Consider the following 17,578-nt stretch of genomic DNA (forward strand, 5'->3'; position numbering starts at 1 on the left):
CGTTATTTGGCGCCACACTTGCGCAACACCGGTTCGTGTCAGTCTTCTTCTTGGTGGAAATTCTCTGGGGCTCCGGGGGCGACGCCCCCGGTGGATCGCCGCGCCAAAGGCGCGACGAAACCCTTCCTTCCATTCCGTAGATCATCTCGTCAGGGATATCGGCCCCGGCGTTTTCTTTGAACCACTTGGCCGCACCCGGGTGCCACTTCAGAACGCCATTTTTGTCGTAGTTCGCAGGCACTGTAGACCGGGCTGCCTTGTGGATGTTCTGCATGCGGGCGTTGTCCGACATGACGACATCAACAACGGCTTCTACGAAGCTATCAGGCAGGTCGCAGTTTGCGATCGCGAAGTTCCACATGCTGACCGAACGCGCGTCGGCGTCCAGCGAGGTATATGTGCTGGATGCAATGTCGAACTGGCTTACCGGGAAAGCTCGAAGAATGGTCTCCTGCTCGGCCTCGGTGAACTCGATGATGTTCACGTCGGTCTGAACTTCAAGCTGGCTTACGGCAGGAACCGGAACGCCTGCTGCAAATGCGATGACATCCAAAAGACCGTCCTGAAGCTGGCTGCCAAGGTCAGTCCAACCGCCGTTGCGACGCTCGAAGTCAACGCCAAGCGTTTCCATCATGCGCGGGAAGTAGGTGTCAGACGTCGAATCCGCAGGGCCGAAACCAATTTTCGCCCCGGCAGGAATATCTGCGATCGTGGTGATGCCGGACGACGCCAGAGCCGTCACGGAGAACGGAGTCTGATACATCGGGAACATCGCGCACGCTCCGGACATTTGCAGGCCGGGTGCATTTGGGTTGGTGCCAGCAAGCGATTCTGCAGCAGGACCCATTGTTGTCATGCCGAATTGCGCGTCACCTGTGTGAACCAGCGCCATGTTCTGCATCGGTCCGCCAGTGACTTCGCCACCGCCAGAAAGGCCAAGCTCGTTCGCAACAAGGTTGGCCCAGCCTGAACCATAGGCGAAGTAGGTTCCGCCCTGTGACGCGGTTCCAACGGTAAAGCTTTCAGGCCAGCCGGTCTTGTCGACGTGGCCGTCTGCGTAGGCAACTGTCGTGGTCAATGCGACGGCAACTGCCGTCAGTGCGACGTCTTTCATACGGTATCCTCCCGTGATGGCCAGTCGTAGCGGCTGGCCTCGCCCAAATGCCGACCCGAAAGGTGCATCATTAAGCGGACTAGTGCTGCAGGGGGGAGGTAAAGTGCAAGGGATGTCGTTTAAGCGTTTGCGCAAACAGGCGTGCGCCTTGCGCGGCTTGTGCAGAAACCGGCACAAATCGTCCGTTGAATGTGCGCAAATCCGCCCATCCGACCCTAATCTGTGTCGTCGTCAATAAAATCCTGCTGGGACAACCCGTGCTTTTGCATCTTTTCATAAAGGGCACGGCGCGACAGCCCAAGCGACTGGTAGGTCGCCTTCAGACTTCCGCCCTGACTGGTGATGGCCGCGGCGATCAGACTTTTCTCATAGGTCGCCAACTGACCCGAAAGGGGTGCGCCCCTCGCCGGCTTTCGCGCCCCCGATGTCGAGATCAAGCCCTAGCGCAAAGCGATCGGCGGCGTTCCTCAGTTCGCGGACATTGCCGGGCCACTCACGGGCGCTGATGCGGCTTAGGACCGCGCCGGGAAGTGTCGGTGCGGGGCGCTTGTAACGAATTGACGCCTCTTCGACGAGTTGCACAAACAGGCGAGGGATGTCTTCGCGTCGTTCAGACAGATTTGGCAAGCGTATTGTGACAACATTCAAGCGATAAAGAAGGTCGCTTCTGAATTCACCGCGCGCAGCCGGGTGCCCATCAGCTCGATTGCGTCATCCAGCACAAGAAGAATACCGACAGGACCTACAATTTCTTTAGGGCGGCGCGCAAAGTTCCGCAGGTGCCCGGACAAGGCAGCCATACGGTCAGCCATTTTTGAAATCCGCGTCACGTTTTCGCGGGCGTCACTCACACGATTGCGGTCGAGAAACGTCGCCGCGTTTTCAGCGTAAGCCTTCATAGCCATTAGAGTTTGATTGATCTCATGGCTGAGGGCCGCCGACATCTGACCCAAAGCCGCAAGTTTGCTGGCCTGAATAGGCCCCTTTTGCGTACTCCGAAAGCGTTCTTCGGTCGCGGTGCGCTCGGCCACTTCAAGCTTCAACTGGGCGTTGGCCGTATTGAGGTCAGACGTGCGTTGCTCCATGCGCTGTTCAAGCACCTCATTTGCGCGCTCCTGTTCTTCCATTCGCTCGCGCGTCCGGTGGCGGCGTTGCAAGACGATTGCGGCGGAAAGAACGGTGAGCAGAATTAAAAGCCCCGCCAGCGAAAACACAAAAACCGCCTGTGTGCGGGCAGGGCCTGCAGGTGTCAGGTGCAAGACCTTCCAGCCGACATCCGGCAGGGTCTGCGCACTGAGCACGAAGTCTTCGCCGTCGATGGAGATCAATTCAAACGAACTGTTGATCGCCGTGCGTTCAACATCAAGCCGAAGCAAGCGGTCCAGCGGATACTGGCGTGTTTCGGCGATCAAATTGAAGACTTCGCCCCGAAGTGGCGCCAGCGTTCTGAAATGCCAGTCTTCCCGCTTTGACATAAAGATGATGTCGGAAAGGTCGGTTACGATAATGTCACTGGCGCCGCCGCTCCAGGCTTCTTCAAAGGGCTTCACGTTGAACTTGATCGCAATGACACCAAGGATACGCCTGTTGTCCATGACCGGGGCGGCGAAGAAATACCCGCGCTCGCCACTTGTGGTGCCCATCGCGAGATAACGCCCAAGACCACCTTCCACGGCCTGCACGAAATAGGGACGATAGTCGAAGCTGCGCCCGACAAATGAGCGCTCTTTGCGATAAGAACTCGCAGCGATTGTGGTGCCGCCAATATCCATAAGATAGACGTCGAAGACCCCAAGGCTCATCGCAGTCAGGCGCAGTTGCTCGTTCACAAAGGGTAGAGACCCTGATTGGTGGGCTCTTTCAGCAGGCTGATCAGGCTTTGACGTTCCGCCAGAAGTTTCGGCAAGGGCTGAAAGCGATCAAGCGCCGCATCGAGACCTTCAACAGCGATTCGCAAAGTTGCTTCGCCTTGAGCGCCCGCGCGCTCCAAAAACACCCGCTCAAGCTTGGGCAGGGCGGCAATCCCCGCCAACAGGCAGAGGGCTATTCCCGTGATCCCGATGAGAATCGTCCGACACTGTCGATCCGACTATGTGCCACAACCTGCCATAAAGAACCTATGCCCGGTCCTTTATGTCTTGCCCAGAGGGGCGCTTACGCCGCGTCGCAGAAAAGGCGGTCGCGAATTGTTCTCTATTCGGTCACAATGGTGCCGATATTTAGGGTTTGATATAGAATCGAAGTTAATCAAATAAGGCAGCAGCGGCAGAATTGCGCCGGTTGGAGCGATCTATCCCTTTCGGAGCGCCGGGGCTGAGCCTATAACACAAGAGTCCGCCAACAGGCACATTCAGGCGGGCCAACAAACGAATGGATTGGGGCACCGAACATGGCCTTTGGCGGTTTGTTTTCCACGGATATGGCGATCGACCTCGGAACGGCGAATACTCTTGTCTATGTAAAGGGCAGGGGTATCATTCTGAACGAGCCATCGGTGGTGGCGTATCATGTAAAGGACGGCCAGAAGACAGTTCTGGCTGTGGGCACGGATGCCAAATTGATGCTGGGTCGCACGCCCGGTTCGATTGAGGCGATCCGGCCAATGCGCGAAGGCGTGATCGCCGATTTTGACGTCGCCGAGGCGATGATCAAGGCGTTCATCCGCAAAGTTCACAAGCGAACGACATTCTCAAAGCCGAAGGTGATTGTTTGCGTCCCGCACGGTGCAACTCCCGTTGAAAAGCGCGCGATTCGCCAGTCGGTTTTGTCGGCTGGTGCGCGACGCGCGGGTCTTATTGCTGAACCGATTGCAGCCGCGATTGGTGCCGGCATGCCGATCACGGATCCGACGGGTAATATGGTTGTCGACATTGGTGGCGGTACGACAGAGGTGGCCGTGCTGTCGCTTGGCGATATCGTTTACGCGCGGTCTGTGCGCGTGGGTGGCGACCGGATGGACGAAGCGATTATCAGCTATCTGCGACGCCAGCATAACCTGTTGATCGGGGAGCAGACGGCAGAGCGCATTAAGACATCTATCGGCACAGCGCGTATGCCCGACGATGGTCGCGGACAGTCGATGCAAATCCGCGGACGTGATTTGTTGAACGGCGTGCCAAAAGAAACCGAGATCAATCAGGCACAGGTGGCCGAAGCTTTGGCCGAACCTGTGCAGCAGATTTGCGAAGCGGTTATGACGGCCCTTGAAGCGACACCTCCCGATTTGGCGGCCGATATTGTCGATCGTGGTGTTATGCTGACCGGCGGTGGCGCACTTTTGGGTGAGCTTGATTTGGCATTGCGCGAACAGACAGGACTTGCGGTCAGCGTGGCTGACGAGTCTCTAAATTGCGTGGCATTGGGCACCGGCAAGGCGCTCGAGTACGAAAAACAACTGCGGCACGTGATTGATTACGACAGTTAACATACTCGGGGTTCCGAGTTTTCCACAGATCGTGGTAGTCTCGCACCCCGGGGGACGGACCAGGAAACGACGTGGCACGCCAAAGCGGTTCATCTGAGGAATTTGCACGCCCCCTTCGACGGTTTTTCGTCGGTGGGCTGGTGCTGATTCTATTCGCCGTCTTCGTTTTGTGGCGGATCGACAGCCCGCGCGCCGAGCGCTTTCGCGCCGCTTTGGTTGATGCCGTGGTTCCTCAAATGGATTGGGCTTTTGTGCCGGTCACCAAGACCGTCGAACTGGTCGAGGGCGTGCAGTCTTACGCGCGACTACAGCAGCAAAACCAAGATTTGCGTCGCGAATTACAGCAGATGAAGGCCTGGAAAGAAGCCGCTCTTCAGCTTGAACAAGAGAATGCCAAGCTTCTTGATCTGAACAAAGTGCGACTTGATCCGGCGCTGACCGTGGTCACCGGACAGGTGCTTGCCGACAGTGGCTCGCCGTTCCGCCAATCAATTTTGCTGAACGTCGGCGCGGGACGAGACGGGATCAAGGACGGCTGGGCGGTAACGGACGGGTTAGGGCTTGTCGGGCGGATTTCCGGTGTTGGGCAACGATCCAGCCGCGTGTTGCTTTTGACCGACAGCGCAAGCCGCGTGCCGGTTACGATACAACCTTCCGGCCAGCAAGGGATGCTGTCGGGCGACAATTCGACCCTGCCCGTGCTTGAATTCATCGAAGAACCTGAAGAGGTCCGCCCGGGTGACCGGGTTGTGTCATCTGGTGACGGCGGCGTATTCCCGTCCGGGCTTTTGGTTGGGAGCGTCGTCTTATCGCGTGACGGGCGATTGCGTCTGCGTCTTTCGGCCGATTACGAGCGGTTGGAATTTTTACGGGTCCTGCGCAGCCGTCCAGCCGAAGTCATTGGGGGAGACGCCGCGTTGATCGGTCCGCTTTTACCAGAAGCTGCGGCCATGATGCCTGCCAGCGAGGACTTGAGTGATGGCTGAAATCACCCATGCCGGTCGCTGGACGTATCGGGGTGTGTTTCTCGCCCTTGCCGCACTTGTTGTATTTGCAAAACTGCTGCCGCTTCACCCTGGTCCCGGTCGCTTCCCGGGGCCGGATATTCTTGTGCTTATGGCCTGTGCATGGATCGTCCGGCGGCCCGACTATCTGCCGGTGGCGATGGTGGCGGCGGTTTTTTTGATAGCTGACATGCTTTTCATGCGCCCGCCTGGGCTTTGGACCGCTTTGGCGGTGATCGGACTTGAGGCATTGCGGCGCCGGTCTTTTATGCTGCGTGACAGCGGATTTTTAACGGAATGGCTGACTGTTTCGGCCATTATTACCGCTATGTTCCTTGCAAATACCTTGGTCCTCGCGGTTTTTGTTGTCGATCAGCCGGGCCTTGGTCTGACGTTGATACGCCTCATTACCACACTTCTTGTTTATCCGATCGTTGTCGTTCTTGCAGCCCGCGCCATAGGGATTAGAAAGATTGCACCGGGCGAAGTTGACCGTTTGGGGCACAGGCAATGAAAAAGTCATCGAAAGAAACTGAGGAAAGCGCGGGCCGGGTGACCCGTCGCGGTCTTGTTTTGGCCGGGCTTCAGCTGGGGTTCATGTCTGTTCTCGGCCTACGGATGCGTCAGATGCAGGTCGAAGAGGCCGATAACTACCGCCTTCTCGCGGAAGAGAATCGGGTGAACATGCGCCTTATCCCGCCGTCGCGCGGGATCATATATGATCGCAACGGCGTGCCGATCGCCACCAACACGCAGAACTACCGCATCGTTATTGTGCGCGAAGACGTCCCGAATGTAGACGAGACCATCGCGAAGTTGCGCCAACTCGTGACTTTGGACGAAGATGAGCTGGAGAAATCGCTGCGCGAGATGTACCGACGCAGTCCATTTGTTCCAGTGACGATTGCGGATCGGTTGTCTTGGGAAGATGTCGCCGAAGTCGCGGTCAATGCGCCCGCGCTTCCGGGTGTCACGCCGGACGTCGGGCTGTCACGAGAGTATCCGCTTGGCGCGGATTTTGCCCACATCGTTGGCTATGTCGGACCGGTCAGTGACTATGATCTGTCTAAGCTTCAAAGCCCTGATCCTCTTTTGCAGATACCGAAATTCCAGATTGGAAAAATCGGCGTCGAGACAAAGCTTGAGGCCGAATTGCGCGGTCGGGCCGGCACCAAGCGCATCGAAGTGAATGCCGCCGGGCGCGTCATGCGTGAACTGGGCCGCGAAGAGTATACACCCGGCACCGACCTGCAGCTGACAATTGATCACGGGCTGCAGAATTTTGCGCAGGCAAGGCTTGCGACTGAAAGCGCTGGTGCCGTCGTGATAGATATCGAGACCGGCGATCTGGTCGCTATGGCATCCTCGCCATCTTTTGATCCTGATCTTTTTGTGCGCGGGATTTCGACAAAAAATTACAGCTTGTTAACCGAAAACAAGTATCGCCCGCTGTTCAATAAGGCGGTTCAGGGGCTTTATCCTCCGGGGTCTACGTTCAAAATGATGACTGGGCTTGCCGCCCTTCGTCACAACGTCATTGGCCCCAAGGAGACCGTCTGGTGTCCCGGGTACATGGCGTTCGGCGGCCGCCGGTTCCACTGCTGGAAGCGCGGTGGGCACGGTCGGGTCGATCTTGATACGGCGATTACGCAGTCGTGCGACGTCTATTTCTATGAAGCAGCCCAACGCACCGGGATCGATAATCTGGCAGCTCTTTGCCACGAGTTTGGCTTGGGTGAGCGCTTTGATTTGCCCTTATCGGCTGTGCGAGAAGGCATCGTACCGTCGACCAAATGGAAAGCTCAGGTCCGGGGAGAGCAGTGGTTCCCTGGCGAAACGCTGAATACAGCGATCGGGCAGGGCGATGTGCTGACCTCGCCGCTTCAGCTTGCGGTGATGACCGCGCGGATCGCGAGCGGGAAAGCGGTGATGCCCGGGCTGGTGAAGTCGATCAATGGGGTCGACAAACCGATTGAAGCTCCCGCACCGCTGAGCGTCAATTCCGGGCATCTGCGGATTATCCAGCAGGCGATGTACAACGTTTCGAACGGCCGTCGCGGCACCGCGCGCCGCTCACGTATCGTGACCGAGGGCTTCGAGATGGCGGCCAAAACCGGCACAAGCCAGGTGCGCAACATCTCAGCGGCGGAACGCGCGCGCGGAGTTGTGCGCAACGATCAACTCCCATGGGAGCGCCGCGACCACGGGGTGTTTGTCGCCTATGCGCCTTTTGATAAGCCGAAGTATGCGATTTCGCTGATTGTCGAACATGGTGGAGGTGGCTCTAGCGCAGCTGCCCCGCCAGCGCGCGATATATTGCTCTATGCGCTGTATGGCGATGTTCCGCCGCTTGAAGCCTACCCAAGCGATCAGCGTGAGAGGATCAAAACGATGTTGTCGGAGCTTCCGCTCCGTCCACGCCAAGAGCCTCCGAAAGCACCGAGCCGCGCATGAGTTATCTTGAGTATAAGGTCCAGACAGTCCCCTCAGGGGCGCGCAAGATACTGCATGCGAACTGGGCTATTGCTTTGCTGCTGACGGCGGTGGCATGCGTGGGTTTCTTGATGCTGACGTCGGTGGCGGGCGGTGAAACTGGCCGTTGGGCCGAGCCGCAGATGAAGCGCTTCGCGCTTGGATTTATCGTGATGTTGACGGTCGGTATGGTGCCGATTTGGTTCTGGCGCAATATGTCCGGGCTTGCCTATCTTGGGGCGCTTGGTTTGCTTTTGCTTGTCGAATTCTTCGGAACGGTCGGCATGGGTGCCCAACGCTGGATCGACCTTGGCTTTATGCGTTTGCAGCCCTCTGAAGTGATGAAAATCGCCCTCGTGATGATCTTGGCCGCCTATTACGACTGGTTGCCGATGTCGAAGGTCTCGCGCCCGTTTTGGGTTCTGGCGCCGGTTGGCCTGATCTTGATGCCAACGGCTTTGGTTTTGAAACAGCCGGACCTTGGCACGGCCATCCTCTTGGTCGCAGGCGGCGGTATTGTGATGTTCTGCGCCGGTGTGTCGTGGTGGTATTTCATCGCCGTCATTGCGGCTGGAGTGGGCCTGGTGGCCGCCATTTTCTCGTCACGCGGCACGGATTGGCAGCTATTGAAGGACTACCAGTTCCGCCGCATTGACACTTTTCTTGACCCGTCGATGGACCCTTTGGGGGCAGGCTATCACATCACCCAGTCGAAGATTGCGCTTGGGTCCGGTGGTTGGGCTGGCAAAGGCTTTATGCAAGGCACGCAGTCGCGGCTAAACTTTCTTCCCGAAAAGCACACCGATTTTATCTTCACGACGCTTGCCGAAGAATTTGGATTTATCGGCGGGTTCTCCCTTCTTGTCCTCTACGGGTTGATCATCCTGTTTTGCGTCGCGTCCGCGATCCAAAATTCCGACCGGTTCGGAGCACTTTTGACGCTGGGCGTGGCGGCAACGTTGTTCCTGTTTTTCGCAGTCAATATGTCGATGGTCATGGGGCTTGTACCCGTCGTCGGCGTTCCCCTGCCCCTGGTAAGTTTTGGAGGCTCCGCCATGCTGGTTTTGATGGGGGCATTCGGGCTTGTTCAGTCTGCGCATATTCATAGGCCGCGAAGCCGATGATCACCGTCCTCTTTGCAGCACCCGACCGGGACTGGGATGAATTTTCGCAGGCATTGCGCGATGCATTTGCGGCGGCCGAATTAGAGGTCAATCTGGTAGGCGAAGCCGACCCGCTTGAAGTCGACTACATCGTTTACGCGCCGACAGGATGGCTGAAGGATTTCACCCCCTACACGCGGCTTAAGGGCGTTCAAAGCCTCTGGGCTGGGGTGGAAAAGATCGTTGGCAACGAAACTCTCCACGCACCTCTTGCGCGGATGGTGGATTTCGGGCTGCGCGAGGGGATGGTCGAATATTGCGTGGGGCATGTGCTGCGCCATCATCTGGGTATGGACCTTGATATCTGTCGAAGCGATACGAACTGGGCGGTTCACGTGCCGCCCCTTGCACGCGACAGGTCGGTCACAATCCTTGGATTGGGCGCATTGGGTGCGGCGGTTGCCGAGGCTTTGGCGGCTCTCAATTTCAAAGTCACAGGCTGGAGCAGACGCCAAAAAGACCTAGCGGGCGTGCGCTGTCTGGCCGGGCAAGAGGGTCTCGATGAAGCGCTGCGGGCGGGTGAGATTGTGGTTCTTCTGCTGCCGCAAACGCCGGAAACGGACAATGTTTTGGATGCCAAGCGATTGGCGCTGTTGCCAGCCGGGGCCTGTATTATCAATCCAGGCCGTGGCCCGTTGATTGACGATGATGCGCTTTTGGCGGCGTTGGGCCGTGGTCAGGTCGCCCACGCAACGCTTGATGTTTTCCGTATCGAGCCTTTGCCCAAGGATCATCCCTTTTGGGCGCATCCACAGGTCACCGTGACGCCGCATATTGCCTCCGACACGCGACCGGCCAGCGCGGCCCGGCTTGTGGCGGACAATATCGGTCGTTCAGAGGCGGGCTTGCCGATGTTGCATGTCGTGGATCGCGGCGCCGGATACTAAGCTGCTTTATTTAAGGCGGGGTGGCGTGTTGGGGTCCATGCCGGGTGCGCCGGGCGCTCTCGCCTGTACGGCCTCGGGCAAATCAAATCGCAGACCAGCCTTTGCAAGCTTTGCCGCCATTGGGTCGCTGGCGGTAAAGAAAGCAACGTCAATTTCGCCCGCATCCAGCCCGGAAAATACAAGCGCTTCGCGGGCGGCGCCGGCAAGGGTCGCCTCTGCGCCCGCAAGCGTGTCGATGAAAGCAAGCATGTGGCTGCGCTGACCACTTTTGTAGGTCACGGTCGTCAGGTACGCGAACCGGGCAAGGCCTGCGGCCTGCGCCAGTTTCGTATCAAGGCCGGTGATCAGACGTTCCGGCAATCCAACCGGTGCGCCGATTTCTTCCGGCGTCTCGGCGACTTCTTCGGGGCTGTCGCCAAGCGTCTGATGCAGCCACGACACGGCAGCAGCCGGAATGATGATCGACGAAGGTGCCACCCCAAGGTTAACGCCAAGCCCGATGTCCTGTCCGTTAAGCATATCCGTCAGGCTGCGCCCCGAAAGCGCGGCATAGGGTGCGGGCCCCTCGGCGAAATCGGTTAGGCGATATTCCCGGTCAAACACAAGCACGAGCCGGACGTCTTCTGTTTCAAACAAGCGCGGCTCGATCTGGTCGCCCTCGGCTTCCTTCTCTAACAGAATGAACAACTCGCTGTCGGCAAGGCGTTCGTAGAACGCAAGGCGCGCGGTGTCGTCATCCGGGCTGGCCTCCATCGCGATGTGGGCTGTGTCGAGTGCGGTGTGGGTCATAACAGGGCCTTTTGAACGCGAGAACGAAGGACAGGGAGAAGATCGGTCTCAAACCAGGGATTGGCCTTTAGCCAAGCGGTGTTGCGCCAGCTTGGGTGAGGGAGTGGGATGGCACTCGGCAAGTGATCTTGCCAATTCTGGACAGTCCCGGTGACATTTGAAGCCTTATCCGCGCCAAGGTGCCATTTTTGCGCATACCCGCCGATCAGGAGCGTCAGGCGCAGATCGGTAAGGTGATCCATGATCTGCGAGCGCCAAGTTTTTGCGCAGATCGCAGGTGGGGGAAGGTCTGATCCCGTCGTTGAATAGCCCGGAAAGCAAAAAGCCATCGGGACAATCGCAATACGCGACCTGTCGTAAAACGCTTCGGCGTCAATGGCGAGCCAGTCGCGCAGTCGATCACCCGATCGGTCCTGAAACGGAATACCTGCCTCGTGAACCTTTGTGCCGGGGGCCTGGCCGGCGATCAGAATGCGCGCGCTTTTCTCAAACCACACAATAGGGCGTGGCGTATGGTGCGTGGCGGTCGCGGCAAATCTGTCGGCGCAAATGGCGCAGCCCGATAGGTCGTCTTTAAGAGAAGTGAATGCGGCGCTCATGAGGGACGACCTAGCGCTGTCGACGATGGACGTCCATTGGCACTTGACTTTATTTCGTTAATTCTAGAAATATAGAAATATGAAACATGAAAATACCGCATCCCTTGATGTCACGCGGGCAGCGTCGACATTTGCCGCCCTTGGATCCGAGCAGCGATTGCACGTGTTGCGCGTTTTGGTGCGCGCGGGCCCGGAAGGGCTAACAATCGGCGAGCTTGGGGCACGGTCCGGCGTCACGGGGTCGACGCTGACGCATCATATGAAAATCCTGGCAGCGGCCGGCCTTGTGGATCAAAAGCGGCGGGGCCGGCAGATTATTTGTATCGGCGTCGATTTCGCGCGGATGCAGGATATTGCCGCGTTTCTTTTGAAAGAATGTTGCGCAGATAGCCCTCAGCCACACGACACGCATGAGGCAAACCATGGCTGAAACCACGCAAACCCCCGCACCCCGCTGGAAAATTGACCGCGTCTGGTGCTTTGTTCTGGCGCTTCCCTTTGTCATCGCCGTGTTTGATCCGGTCCAGGCAATCGAGACGTTTCGCTTCGCCCTTGAGGCGATGGGGCAGACCGGAATATTCATTGGATTTGCGGTTCTGGCAATCGGATATCTTAAGGCGAGCGGCGCGGAAGCATTGCTTGCGAAGGCCTTTGAGGGTCGCGAGCGCCGCATGATCGTTATGGCGGCTTTGCTTGGTGGACTGTCACCGTTTTGCTCCTGCGAAGTCATTCCGTTCATTGCCGCCTTGCTTGCGGTCGGCGCGCCGTTGTCGGCGGTGATGGCGTTTTGGTTATCGTCACCGTTGATGGACCCGGCGATGTTTTTCATAACGGCCGGAACCTTGGGCATGCCGTTTGCAGTTGCTAAAACCGTGTCTGCCGTCGGGTTGGGCCTTTTAGGCGGCGCCACGGTGTATCTGTTTGCGCAATCACCCGTCTTTGCCGATCCGCTGCGTCCAAAGCAGCAGTCCGGGTGCTGCGGATGTGGGCCGTCCCCCTTCAGTGGCGCGGTTGAGTGGCGGTTCTGGGGCGAGGCCGACCGTAGGGCAGTGTTCCGCGATACTGTTGTCGAGAACGCGCTTTTCCTCGGAAAATGGTTGCTTTTGGCTTACATGCTTGAGGCTCTGATGCTGCGCTATATCCCGTCTGAATGGATCGCCGGATTCTTAGGTGGACAGGGGGTCTGGCCCGTCGTCATGGGCGCATTGGTGGGCGCGCCTGCCTATCTAAACGGCTATGCGGCTGTGCCGCTGGTCGATGCGCTGTTGGCACAAGGAATGGCGCCTGGCGCAGCCATGTCGTTCGTTTTGGCAGGAGGTGTCAGTTGTATTCCGGCCGCCGTCGCCGTCTGGGCCTTGGTTAAGCCGCGGGTATTTATGGCCTATCTTGCGATCGCTCTTGTCGGCTCGGTTCTTGCCGGTTTGGTGTGGAGCGCAAGTGTGATGTGATGTAGCACTCCTATTGCCCTATCGTTTTTGGCATGGTCTATCATGTTGAAAAAGAACGGGGGGCCCCCGGATGTATCGCGTCTGGAGCTTTGTTACCGACTATTCGCTGATGCTGATTTTAGGCGCGCTCATCGCGCTGGTCTGGGCGAATACAGATGCATCAAGTTATTCCCACTTCGTCGACTTTGAGTTTGCCCACGATTTTTTCATCGGTCATCCCCATCTTGATGAAGCGGGGCGTGTCGAATACCGGTCTCTGAAGCTTCATTATCTTGTGAATGACGTGTTGATGGCGTTCTTCTTTGCCATTGCCGCCAAGGAAGTCTGGGAAGCGGTGATCCTGAAAAACGGCTCACTTCGCGGCAAAAAGGTTGCGACGCCTTTGATTGCGACGGTTGGCGGGATGGTTGGTCCCATCACCGTCTTTCTTGGACTGGCCGCATTTCTTGGGTCTGACGTTTATGACGCGGTTGCCAACGGCTGGGCAATTCCGACCGCAACGGACATCGCGTTCAGCTACCTAGTCGGACGGATTGTCTTTGGTGCGGGCCATCCTGCGGTGCGGTTCTTGTTGTTGCTGGCCATTGCCGATGACGCGGCTGGCTTGATTATTCTGGCGGTCTTTTATCCGCTTGAAACGCTCGTCCCTGCGTGGCTTTTGCTGTCTCTTGCTGCGGCGATCGGCGTTTACGGTCTCTTTAACCGGTTGCCACGGAAGATGGACCACGGCGACCAGCTCCGCAAAAAATCGACATGGGTGCGCGAGAAACTGAGCTTCTGGCCGTATCTGATTGCCGGTTGCCTGAGTTGGTATGGCTTTCAGGAAAGTGGTCTGCAACCCGCGCTGGGCCTTTTACCCATTGTGCCGACATTGCCCCACGCGGATCGTGCTTTCGGCCTCTTCAGCGAGGCCGAGCGTTATCTGACCGATCTATTGAACCACTGCGAGCATATCCTGAAGTATCCGGTCGAGATTTTGTTGTTCTTCTTTGGTCTGGTGAATGCCGGCGTCGAATTCTCCTCGATCTCGGAGCCAACTTGGCTGGTCCTGGCAGGCCTAATGATCGGGAAGCCTTTGGGCATCTTTCTGTTTGGCTATATCGCGGCGCATCCGATGAAGCTTGGGCTGCCGCAAGGAATGCGGACGATTGATCTGTTTGTGATCGGCTGCGCCGCGTCAATTGGCTTCACGGTGTCACTCTTTATCGCGACGGTCGCTTTCCCGCCGGGAGATGTGCAGGATGCTGCCAAGATGGGGGCTTTATTCAGTTTCGGTGCTGCGATTGTTGCGGTTATCGCCGGGATCGTGACACGGGTGCAGAAAGTCTCGCATTGAGCGTTGTGGCGGCAATGCGCGATGAGGCTTGGGCGATTTCGGCTGAAAATCGCCCAGGGTCCTGATTTCGACGCGACACCATAACCGAGATCACACCCGTAAAACGCCAGGTGTTTGGCCCCACGAATGTTGCCCATGTCGCGAAAGTCTCTGAATTCATTATATTTCCATGGAGCGGGTCACTGTGTCTGCGCGCACCCATCGCCGTCGTATCTGAGCAAGGCACGAAACGGTGATTCCCTTTGGGCGAAAGCTCCGCCATAATGTCGCCAAAGGGCCATGAAAGGTCTGGCAGGACAACAGAGTTAACTGTTGGTAAATTGGGGCATCGGCGGATCGTCGGATGATCGAGTTCAGGAACGTCAGCAAGTCCTTTTGGACGGGCGAACGGCGCAAGGTCATTCTTGACCAGGCGAGCTTTCGTATTGAGCTGGGCACATCTCTTGGCATCCTTGCACCGAACGGTACCGGCAAGACCACATTGATCAACATGATGTGTGGGCTGGAAAAGCCTGACGAGGGCGAGATCATCCGCCGCTCGCGTATTTCGTTCCCGCTTGGGTTCATGGGAGGCATCATCGGTAAGCTTTCCGCTATGGAAAACGCGCGCTACATCGCGCGGCTTTACGGCAAAGATCCCGACTACCTCGAGGCCTTCTGCCGCTGGGTATGTGGGCTGGAAGAATATTTCGACATGCCGGTTGGCACCTACAGTTCGGGGATGCGCGGTCGGTTCAGCTTTGCGCTTTTGCTTGCTCTGGATTTCGACATCTACCTGATCGACGAAGGCATGCCCGGCACCACGGACGTCGAGTTCAATCGCAAGGCTGGAATGATCCTGCGCGAGCGCTTGAAGACTGCCACGGTCGTTATCGTGTCCCACCAGGCGGAGACGCTCGAAAAATTCTGCAAATCGGCGGCGGTTCTAAGGAACGGCTCGCTTCACATGTTTGACTCGCTGGAAGAGGCAAGAGAGCTCTATGACTACGAAGCCCAAAGCGCCTAAATTTCGCATCCGCCGCGACGCCAGTGCAACGCCACAGCAAGCGGGCTATGACATGCCGTTTGCGCCGGGTGACGACGGCTTTGGGGATCAGGCCTTTCCTGGTTCTGCAAGGGCCGAGTCTGAAACCGTTGCGAGCGAAGAAGGCATTGCGGAAATTCGCCGCGAAGGTCTGACGGGGCGGCAGCTTCGGATGGCGCGTCGTCTGGCACAGAAAAACGGCCTTTCGCCAAAATCAGATTTTGACGCAGTGCGACTTTTGCGGGCGCGGGGCATTGATCCTTTTGATCGTGCAAATATGCTTGAACTGGTCACGGCGAAACCCAATTCGAAGCGCACCCCAAGTGCGCAGACCCCAACCGGTGAGGCGCCCCGTGCACGGTCAAAACCCACGGCCAACCCGCAGGGCGCGCCGAAGTCCAAGCCAAATGATATGGTCAAAAATTTACCCCAAAAGGTCGACGCTGATGCCAAGCTGCCCGGCGCACCTGCGTCGGATGCTGGGTTCCAGATGCATGAGTTGGAGCGCATCCAGCGCGATATCGTGCGTCGTCGTCGCCGAAACCTGGTCTTCCTTGCGACGCGCCTGGCGGTTTTTGTGTTTTTGCCGACGTTTCTTGCGGGGATATATTTCGCGTTTGTGGCCACGCCAAGCTACGCGACAAAGTCCGAGTTCATTGTCCAGCAGGCGGACGCTGCGGGGCCGTCTCCTGGGCTTTTGGGCGGCACCTCGATGGCGACCAGCCAGGACTCGATCATGGTTCAGGACTTCCTGACCTCGCGTGAAGCCATGGGTAAACTGAACGAAGATCACGACTATCGCGGCCACTTCAGTGCCGAGACTGTCGACGTGATCCAGCGACTGCCGGTCGATGCCTCAAACGAGGACGTGTTCTCGCATTACAGCAACAACGTAGTTGTGGGGTACGACCCGTCGGAGGGCGTGTTACGGATGGAGGTCTCAGCACTGACCCCAGAGATGAGCCGCGTGTTTTCCGAGGCGCTGATCAGCTACGCCGAGGCGCGCGTTGACAGTGTGACCGACCGCAAGCGCGGAGATCAGATGCGTGGGTCACGCGAAAGCTTTGACGAAGCCGAAGCCAAGATGGTGGCCGCGCAGGAGCGTGTTCTGACCCTGCAGGAGCAGCTTGGAGTTATGGACCCGGCGTCGGAAACAGCCGCTCTAATGAGCCAGATCAGCAATTTCGAAATTCAGTTCGCGGAGAAGCGCCTTCAGTTACAGCAGCTACTCGATAATGCGGAGCCAAACGCGGCGCGTGTGGCCGGAGTCGAGGGCGATATCGGACGTTTGTCTGACCTGATCGGGGACCTTCGGCTTCAGATGACGTCGGAAATTGGGTCGCAGGGGTCATTGGCGTCTATTTCAGCGCGGCTGCGTATGGCCGAAGTCGATCTTGAGACGCGCACAATGATGATGCAGGAATCGCTGCAATCCATGGAAGCCGCGCGGATTGAAGCGATGCGTCAGGTGCGTTTCCTGTCGATCGGCGTGGCACCGATCCCGCCTGACGAGCCAACATATCCACGAGTTTTCGAGAACACGCTGATCACCTTGCTGATCATGTCGGCGATATATCTTCTGGTCTCGCTGACAGCCGCGGTGCTGCGCGAGCAGGTGTCAAGTTAGGTTAGGTTTGCTTGGCTGAGGTTTTTCCGTATCCGGGCCTTGCACTGGGCAATGTCTCTGAGTAAGTAACGCCAGCTTGTTGGGGTGTAGCCAAGTGGTAAGGCAACGCTTTTTGGTAGCGTGTACCGTAGGTTCGAATCCTACCACCCCAGCCAGGCAGTCCATCCTTTCCGACCATTTCGAGAGCCTGCGGCAATTGCCCCGACATTCCGAGCAGTTAGGCCGATGACGTTCTGCTTAAGGCGTCTCCGGGACGCGGTTTCTGGCCCGGAAATAGGGCCTGTCTCTGTTCCGCTTTGTTCCGGTAGCAGGTTTGGATTTGGGGATTGGTGCGTTTAGCGCAGCGAGTCGAAGAGCCGCCGCTGCTCAGCCCAGTCTGACGGTACGCCCCGCTTGATCAGAAGGTCTGATGTGAGCAATGCAGGCTGTGTGCCATCGAGGATTTCTGCGGTGAGGTCAGGTGCCAGGAAGGCCAGGTCGACCACCTGCATGATGCGGCGCTTCGAGGTCCCGGCGCGCTCTGCAATATCCCCATAACCGGACCCGGCACGCAGATCACCAAACCAGGCATGGGCCAGTGTGATGTTCCGGATGAGCGTGTCATCCCGATGTGAGGATGGATTGTCGACGATCAGCTTCAGCTCCACGCCGCGCCGGCGCTGACGGAACGGCGCCCGGATGGTCAGCCCTT

Annotated in this window: 17 protein-coding genes, 1 tRNA gene and 2 pseudogenes; 12 read left to right on the forward strand and 8 right to left on the reverse strand. The window is 57.8% G+C overall.

Going from position 1 to position 17,578, the window contains the following annotated elements:
* Positions 1–133: 133 nt before the first annotated feature.
* From Q1B15_RS11105 to Q1B15_RS11125, 5 genes and pseudogenes are all read right to left on the reverse strand, one after another.
* A pseudogene (locus Q1B15_RS11105) lies at positions 134–1,114 on the reverse strand (TAXI family TRAP transporter solute-binding subunit); the annotation flags it as partial.
* A gap of 215 nt (positions 1,115–1,329) precedes the next feature.
* Complete coding sequence (locus Q1B15_RS11110) at positions 1,330–1,551, reverse strand: helix-turn-helix domain-containing protein (protein ID WP_366141709.1); 222 nt, start codon at positions 1,549–1,551, stop codon at positions 1,330–1,332.
* The gene (locus Q1B15_RS11115) at positions 1,481–1,741 is read right to left on the reverse strand and encodes a hypothetical protein (protein WP_299753810.1); all 261 of its coding nucleotides are present in this window, start codon (positions 1,739–1,741) and stop codon (positions 1,481–1,483) included. Before Q1B15_RS11115 ends, Q1B15_RS11110 begins: the two co-directional genes overlap by 71 nt.
* A gap of 17 nt (positions 1,742–1,758) precedes the next feature.
* Complete coding sequence (locus Q1B15_RS11120; protein WP_299753811.1) at positions 1,759–2,943, reverse strand: histidine kinase dimerization/phospho-acceptor domain-containing protein; 1,185 nt, start codon at positions 2,941–2,943, stop codon at positions 1,759–1,761.
* Positions 2,940–3,146, reverse strand: coding sequence for a hypothetical protein (locus Q1B15_RS11125; RefSeq protein ID WP_299753812.1), 207 nt, complete (start codon positions 3,144–3,146; stop codon positions 2,940–2,942). The genes Q1B15_RS11120 and Q1B15_RS11125 overlap by 4 nt, the downstream gene beginning before the upstream one ends.
* A gap of 357 nt (positions 3,147–3,503) precedes the next feature.
* Between Q1B15_RS11125 and Q1B15_RS11130 the strand changes: the two genes are divergently transcribed.
* The 6 genes from Q1B15_RS11130 to Q1B15_RS11155 all read left to right on the forward strand — a co-directional run bounded on the left by Q1B15_RS11130 (position 3,504) and on the right by Q1B15_RS11155 (position 10,064).
* Positions 3,504–4,538: a rod shape-determining protein gene (locus Q1B15_RS11130; RefSeq protein ID WP_299753813.1), complete on the forward strand. Its 1,035-nt coding sequence runs from the start codon at positions 3,504–3,506 to the stop codon at positions 4,536–4,538.
* A 71-nt stretch (positions 4,539–4,609) separates the two neighbouring features.
* Positions 4,610–5,524 (forward strand): rod shape-determining protein MreC, encoded by a 915-nt coding sequence (mreC, locus tag Q1B15_RS11135; RefSeq protein WP_299753814.1) that lies wholly within the window; start codon positions 4,610–4,612, stop codon positions 5,522–5,524.
* Positions 5,517–6,056, forward strand: coding sequence for a rod shape-determining protein MreD (locus tag Q1B15_RS11140; RefSeq protein ID WP_299753815.1), 540 nt, complete (start codon positions 5,517–5,519; stop codon positions 6,054–6,056). The genes mreC and Q1B15_RS11140 overlap by 8 nt, the downstream gene beginning before the upstream one ends.
* The gene (gene mrdA / locus Q1B15_RS11145; RefSeq protein ID WP_299753816.1) at positions 6,053–7,996 is read left to right on the forward strand and encodes a penicillin-binding protein 2; all 1,944 of its coding nucleotides are present in this window, start codon (positions 6,053–6,055) and stop codon (positions 7,994–7,996) included. The genes Q1B15_RS11140 and mrdA overlap by 4 nt, the downstream gene beginning before the upstream one ends.
* Positions 7,993–9,138, forward strand: a complete 1,146-nt coding sequence (gene rodA, locus Q1B15_RS11150) for a rod shape-determining protein RodA (RefSeq protein WP_299753817.1) — start codon at positions 7,993–7,995, stop codon at positions 9,136–9,138. The genes mrdA and rodA overlap by 4 nt, the downstream gene beginning before the upstream one ends.
* Positions 9,135–10,064 carry a glyoxylate/hydroxypyruvate reductase A gene (locus Q1B15_RS11155; RefSeq protein ID WP_299753818.1) on the forward strand — a complete coding sequence of 310 codons (930 nt, stop codon included), beginning with the start codon at positions 9,135–9,137 and terminating at the stop codon, positions 10,062–10,064. Before rodA ends, Q1B15_RS11155 begins: the two co-directional genes overlap by 4 nt.
* Before the next feature lie 6 nt (positions 10,065–10,070).
* On the opposite strand, the gene Q1B15_RS11160 is transcribed toward Q1B15_RS11155, so the two are convergent.
* Complete coding sequence (locus tag Q1B15_RS11160) at positions 10,071–10,853, reverse strand: SseB family protein (RefSeq protein WP_299753819.1); 783 nt, start codon at positions 10,851–10,853, stop codon at positions 10,071–10,073.
* Positions 10,850–11,452 carry a uracil-DNA glycosylase family protein gene (locus Q1B15_RS11165; RefSeq protein WP_299753820.1) on the reverse strand — a complete coding sequence of 201 codons (603 nt, stop codon included), beginning with the start codon at positions 11,450–11,452 and terminating at the stop codon, positions 10,850–10,852. The genes Q1B15_RS11160 and Q1B15_RS11165 overlap by 4 nt, the downstream gene beginning before the upstream one ends.
* Positions 11,453–11,531: 79 nt before the next feature.
* On the opposite strand from Q1B15_RS11165, the gene Q1B15_RS11170 reads away from it, so the two are divergent.
* From Q1B15_RS11170 to Q1B15_RS11195, 6 genes are all read left to right on the forward strand, one after another.
* On the forward strand, positions 11,532–11,882 hold the full coding sequence (locus Q1B15_RS11170) for a metalloregulator ArsR/SmtB family transcription factor (RefSeq protein WP_299753821.1): 351 nt from the start codon (positions 11,532–11,534) through the stop codon (positions 11,880–11,882).
* Positions 11,875–12,900: a permease gene (locus Q1B15_RS11175; RefSeq protein WP_299753822.1), complete on the forward strand. Its 1,026-nt coding sequence runs from the start codon at positions 11,875–11,877 to the stop codon at positions 12,898–12,900. Before Q1B15_RS11170 ends, Q1B15_RS11175 begins: the two co-directional genes overlap by 8 nt.
* Positions 12,901–12,970: 70 nt before the next feature.
* Complete coding sequence (locus tag Q1B15_RS11180) at positions 12,971–14,236, forward strand: Na+/H+ antiporter NhaA (protein ID WP_299753823.1); 1,266 nt, start codon at positions 12,971–12,973, stop codon at positions 14,234–14,236.
* A 343-nt stretch (positions 14,237–14,579) separates the two neighbouring features.
* Positions 14,580–15,242 (forward strand): ATP-binding cassette domain-containing protein, encoded by a 663-nt coding sequence (locus Q1B15_RS11185; RefSeq protein WP_299753824.1) that lies wholly within the window; start codon positions 14,580–14,582, stop codon positions 15,240–15,242.
* A complete protein-coding gene (locus tag Q1B15_RS11190; RefSeq protein ID WP_299753825.1) occupies positions 15,217–16,887 on the forward strand; it encodes a capsule biosynthesis protein in 1,671 nt (556 codons plus the stop codon). The genes Q1B15_RS11185 and Q1B15_RS11190 overlap by 26 nt, the downstream gene beginning before the upstream one ends.
* 80 nt (positions 16,888–16,967) lie before the next feature.
* A tRNA-Gln gene (locus tag Q1B15_RS11195) sits at positions 16,968–17,042 on the forward strand.
* 180 nt (positions 17,043–17,222) lie between these two features.
* On the opposite strand, the pseudogene Q1B15_RS11200 reads toward Q1B15_RS11195, so the two are convergent.
* Positions 17,223–17,578, reverse strand: a pseudogene (locus Q1B15_RS11200) (recombinase family protein); the annotation flags it as partial.

Origin of the sequence: uncultured Boseongicola sp. (assembly GCF_937988555.1) — a bacterium.
Lineage (GTDB): Bacteria > Pseudomonadota > Alphaproteobacteria > Rhodobacterales > Rhodobacteraceae > Boseongicola.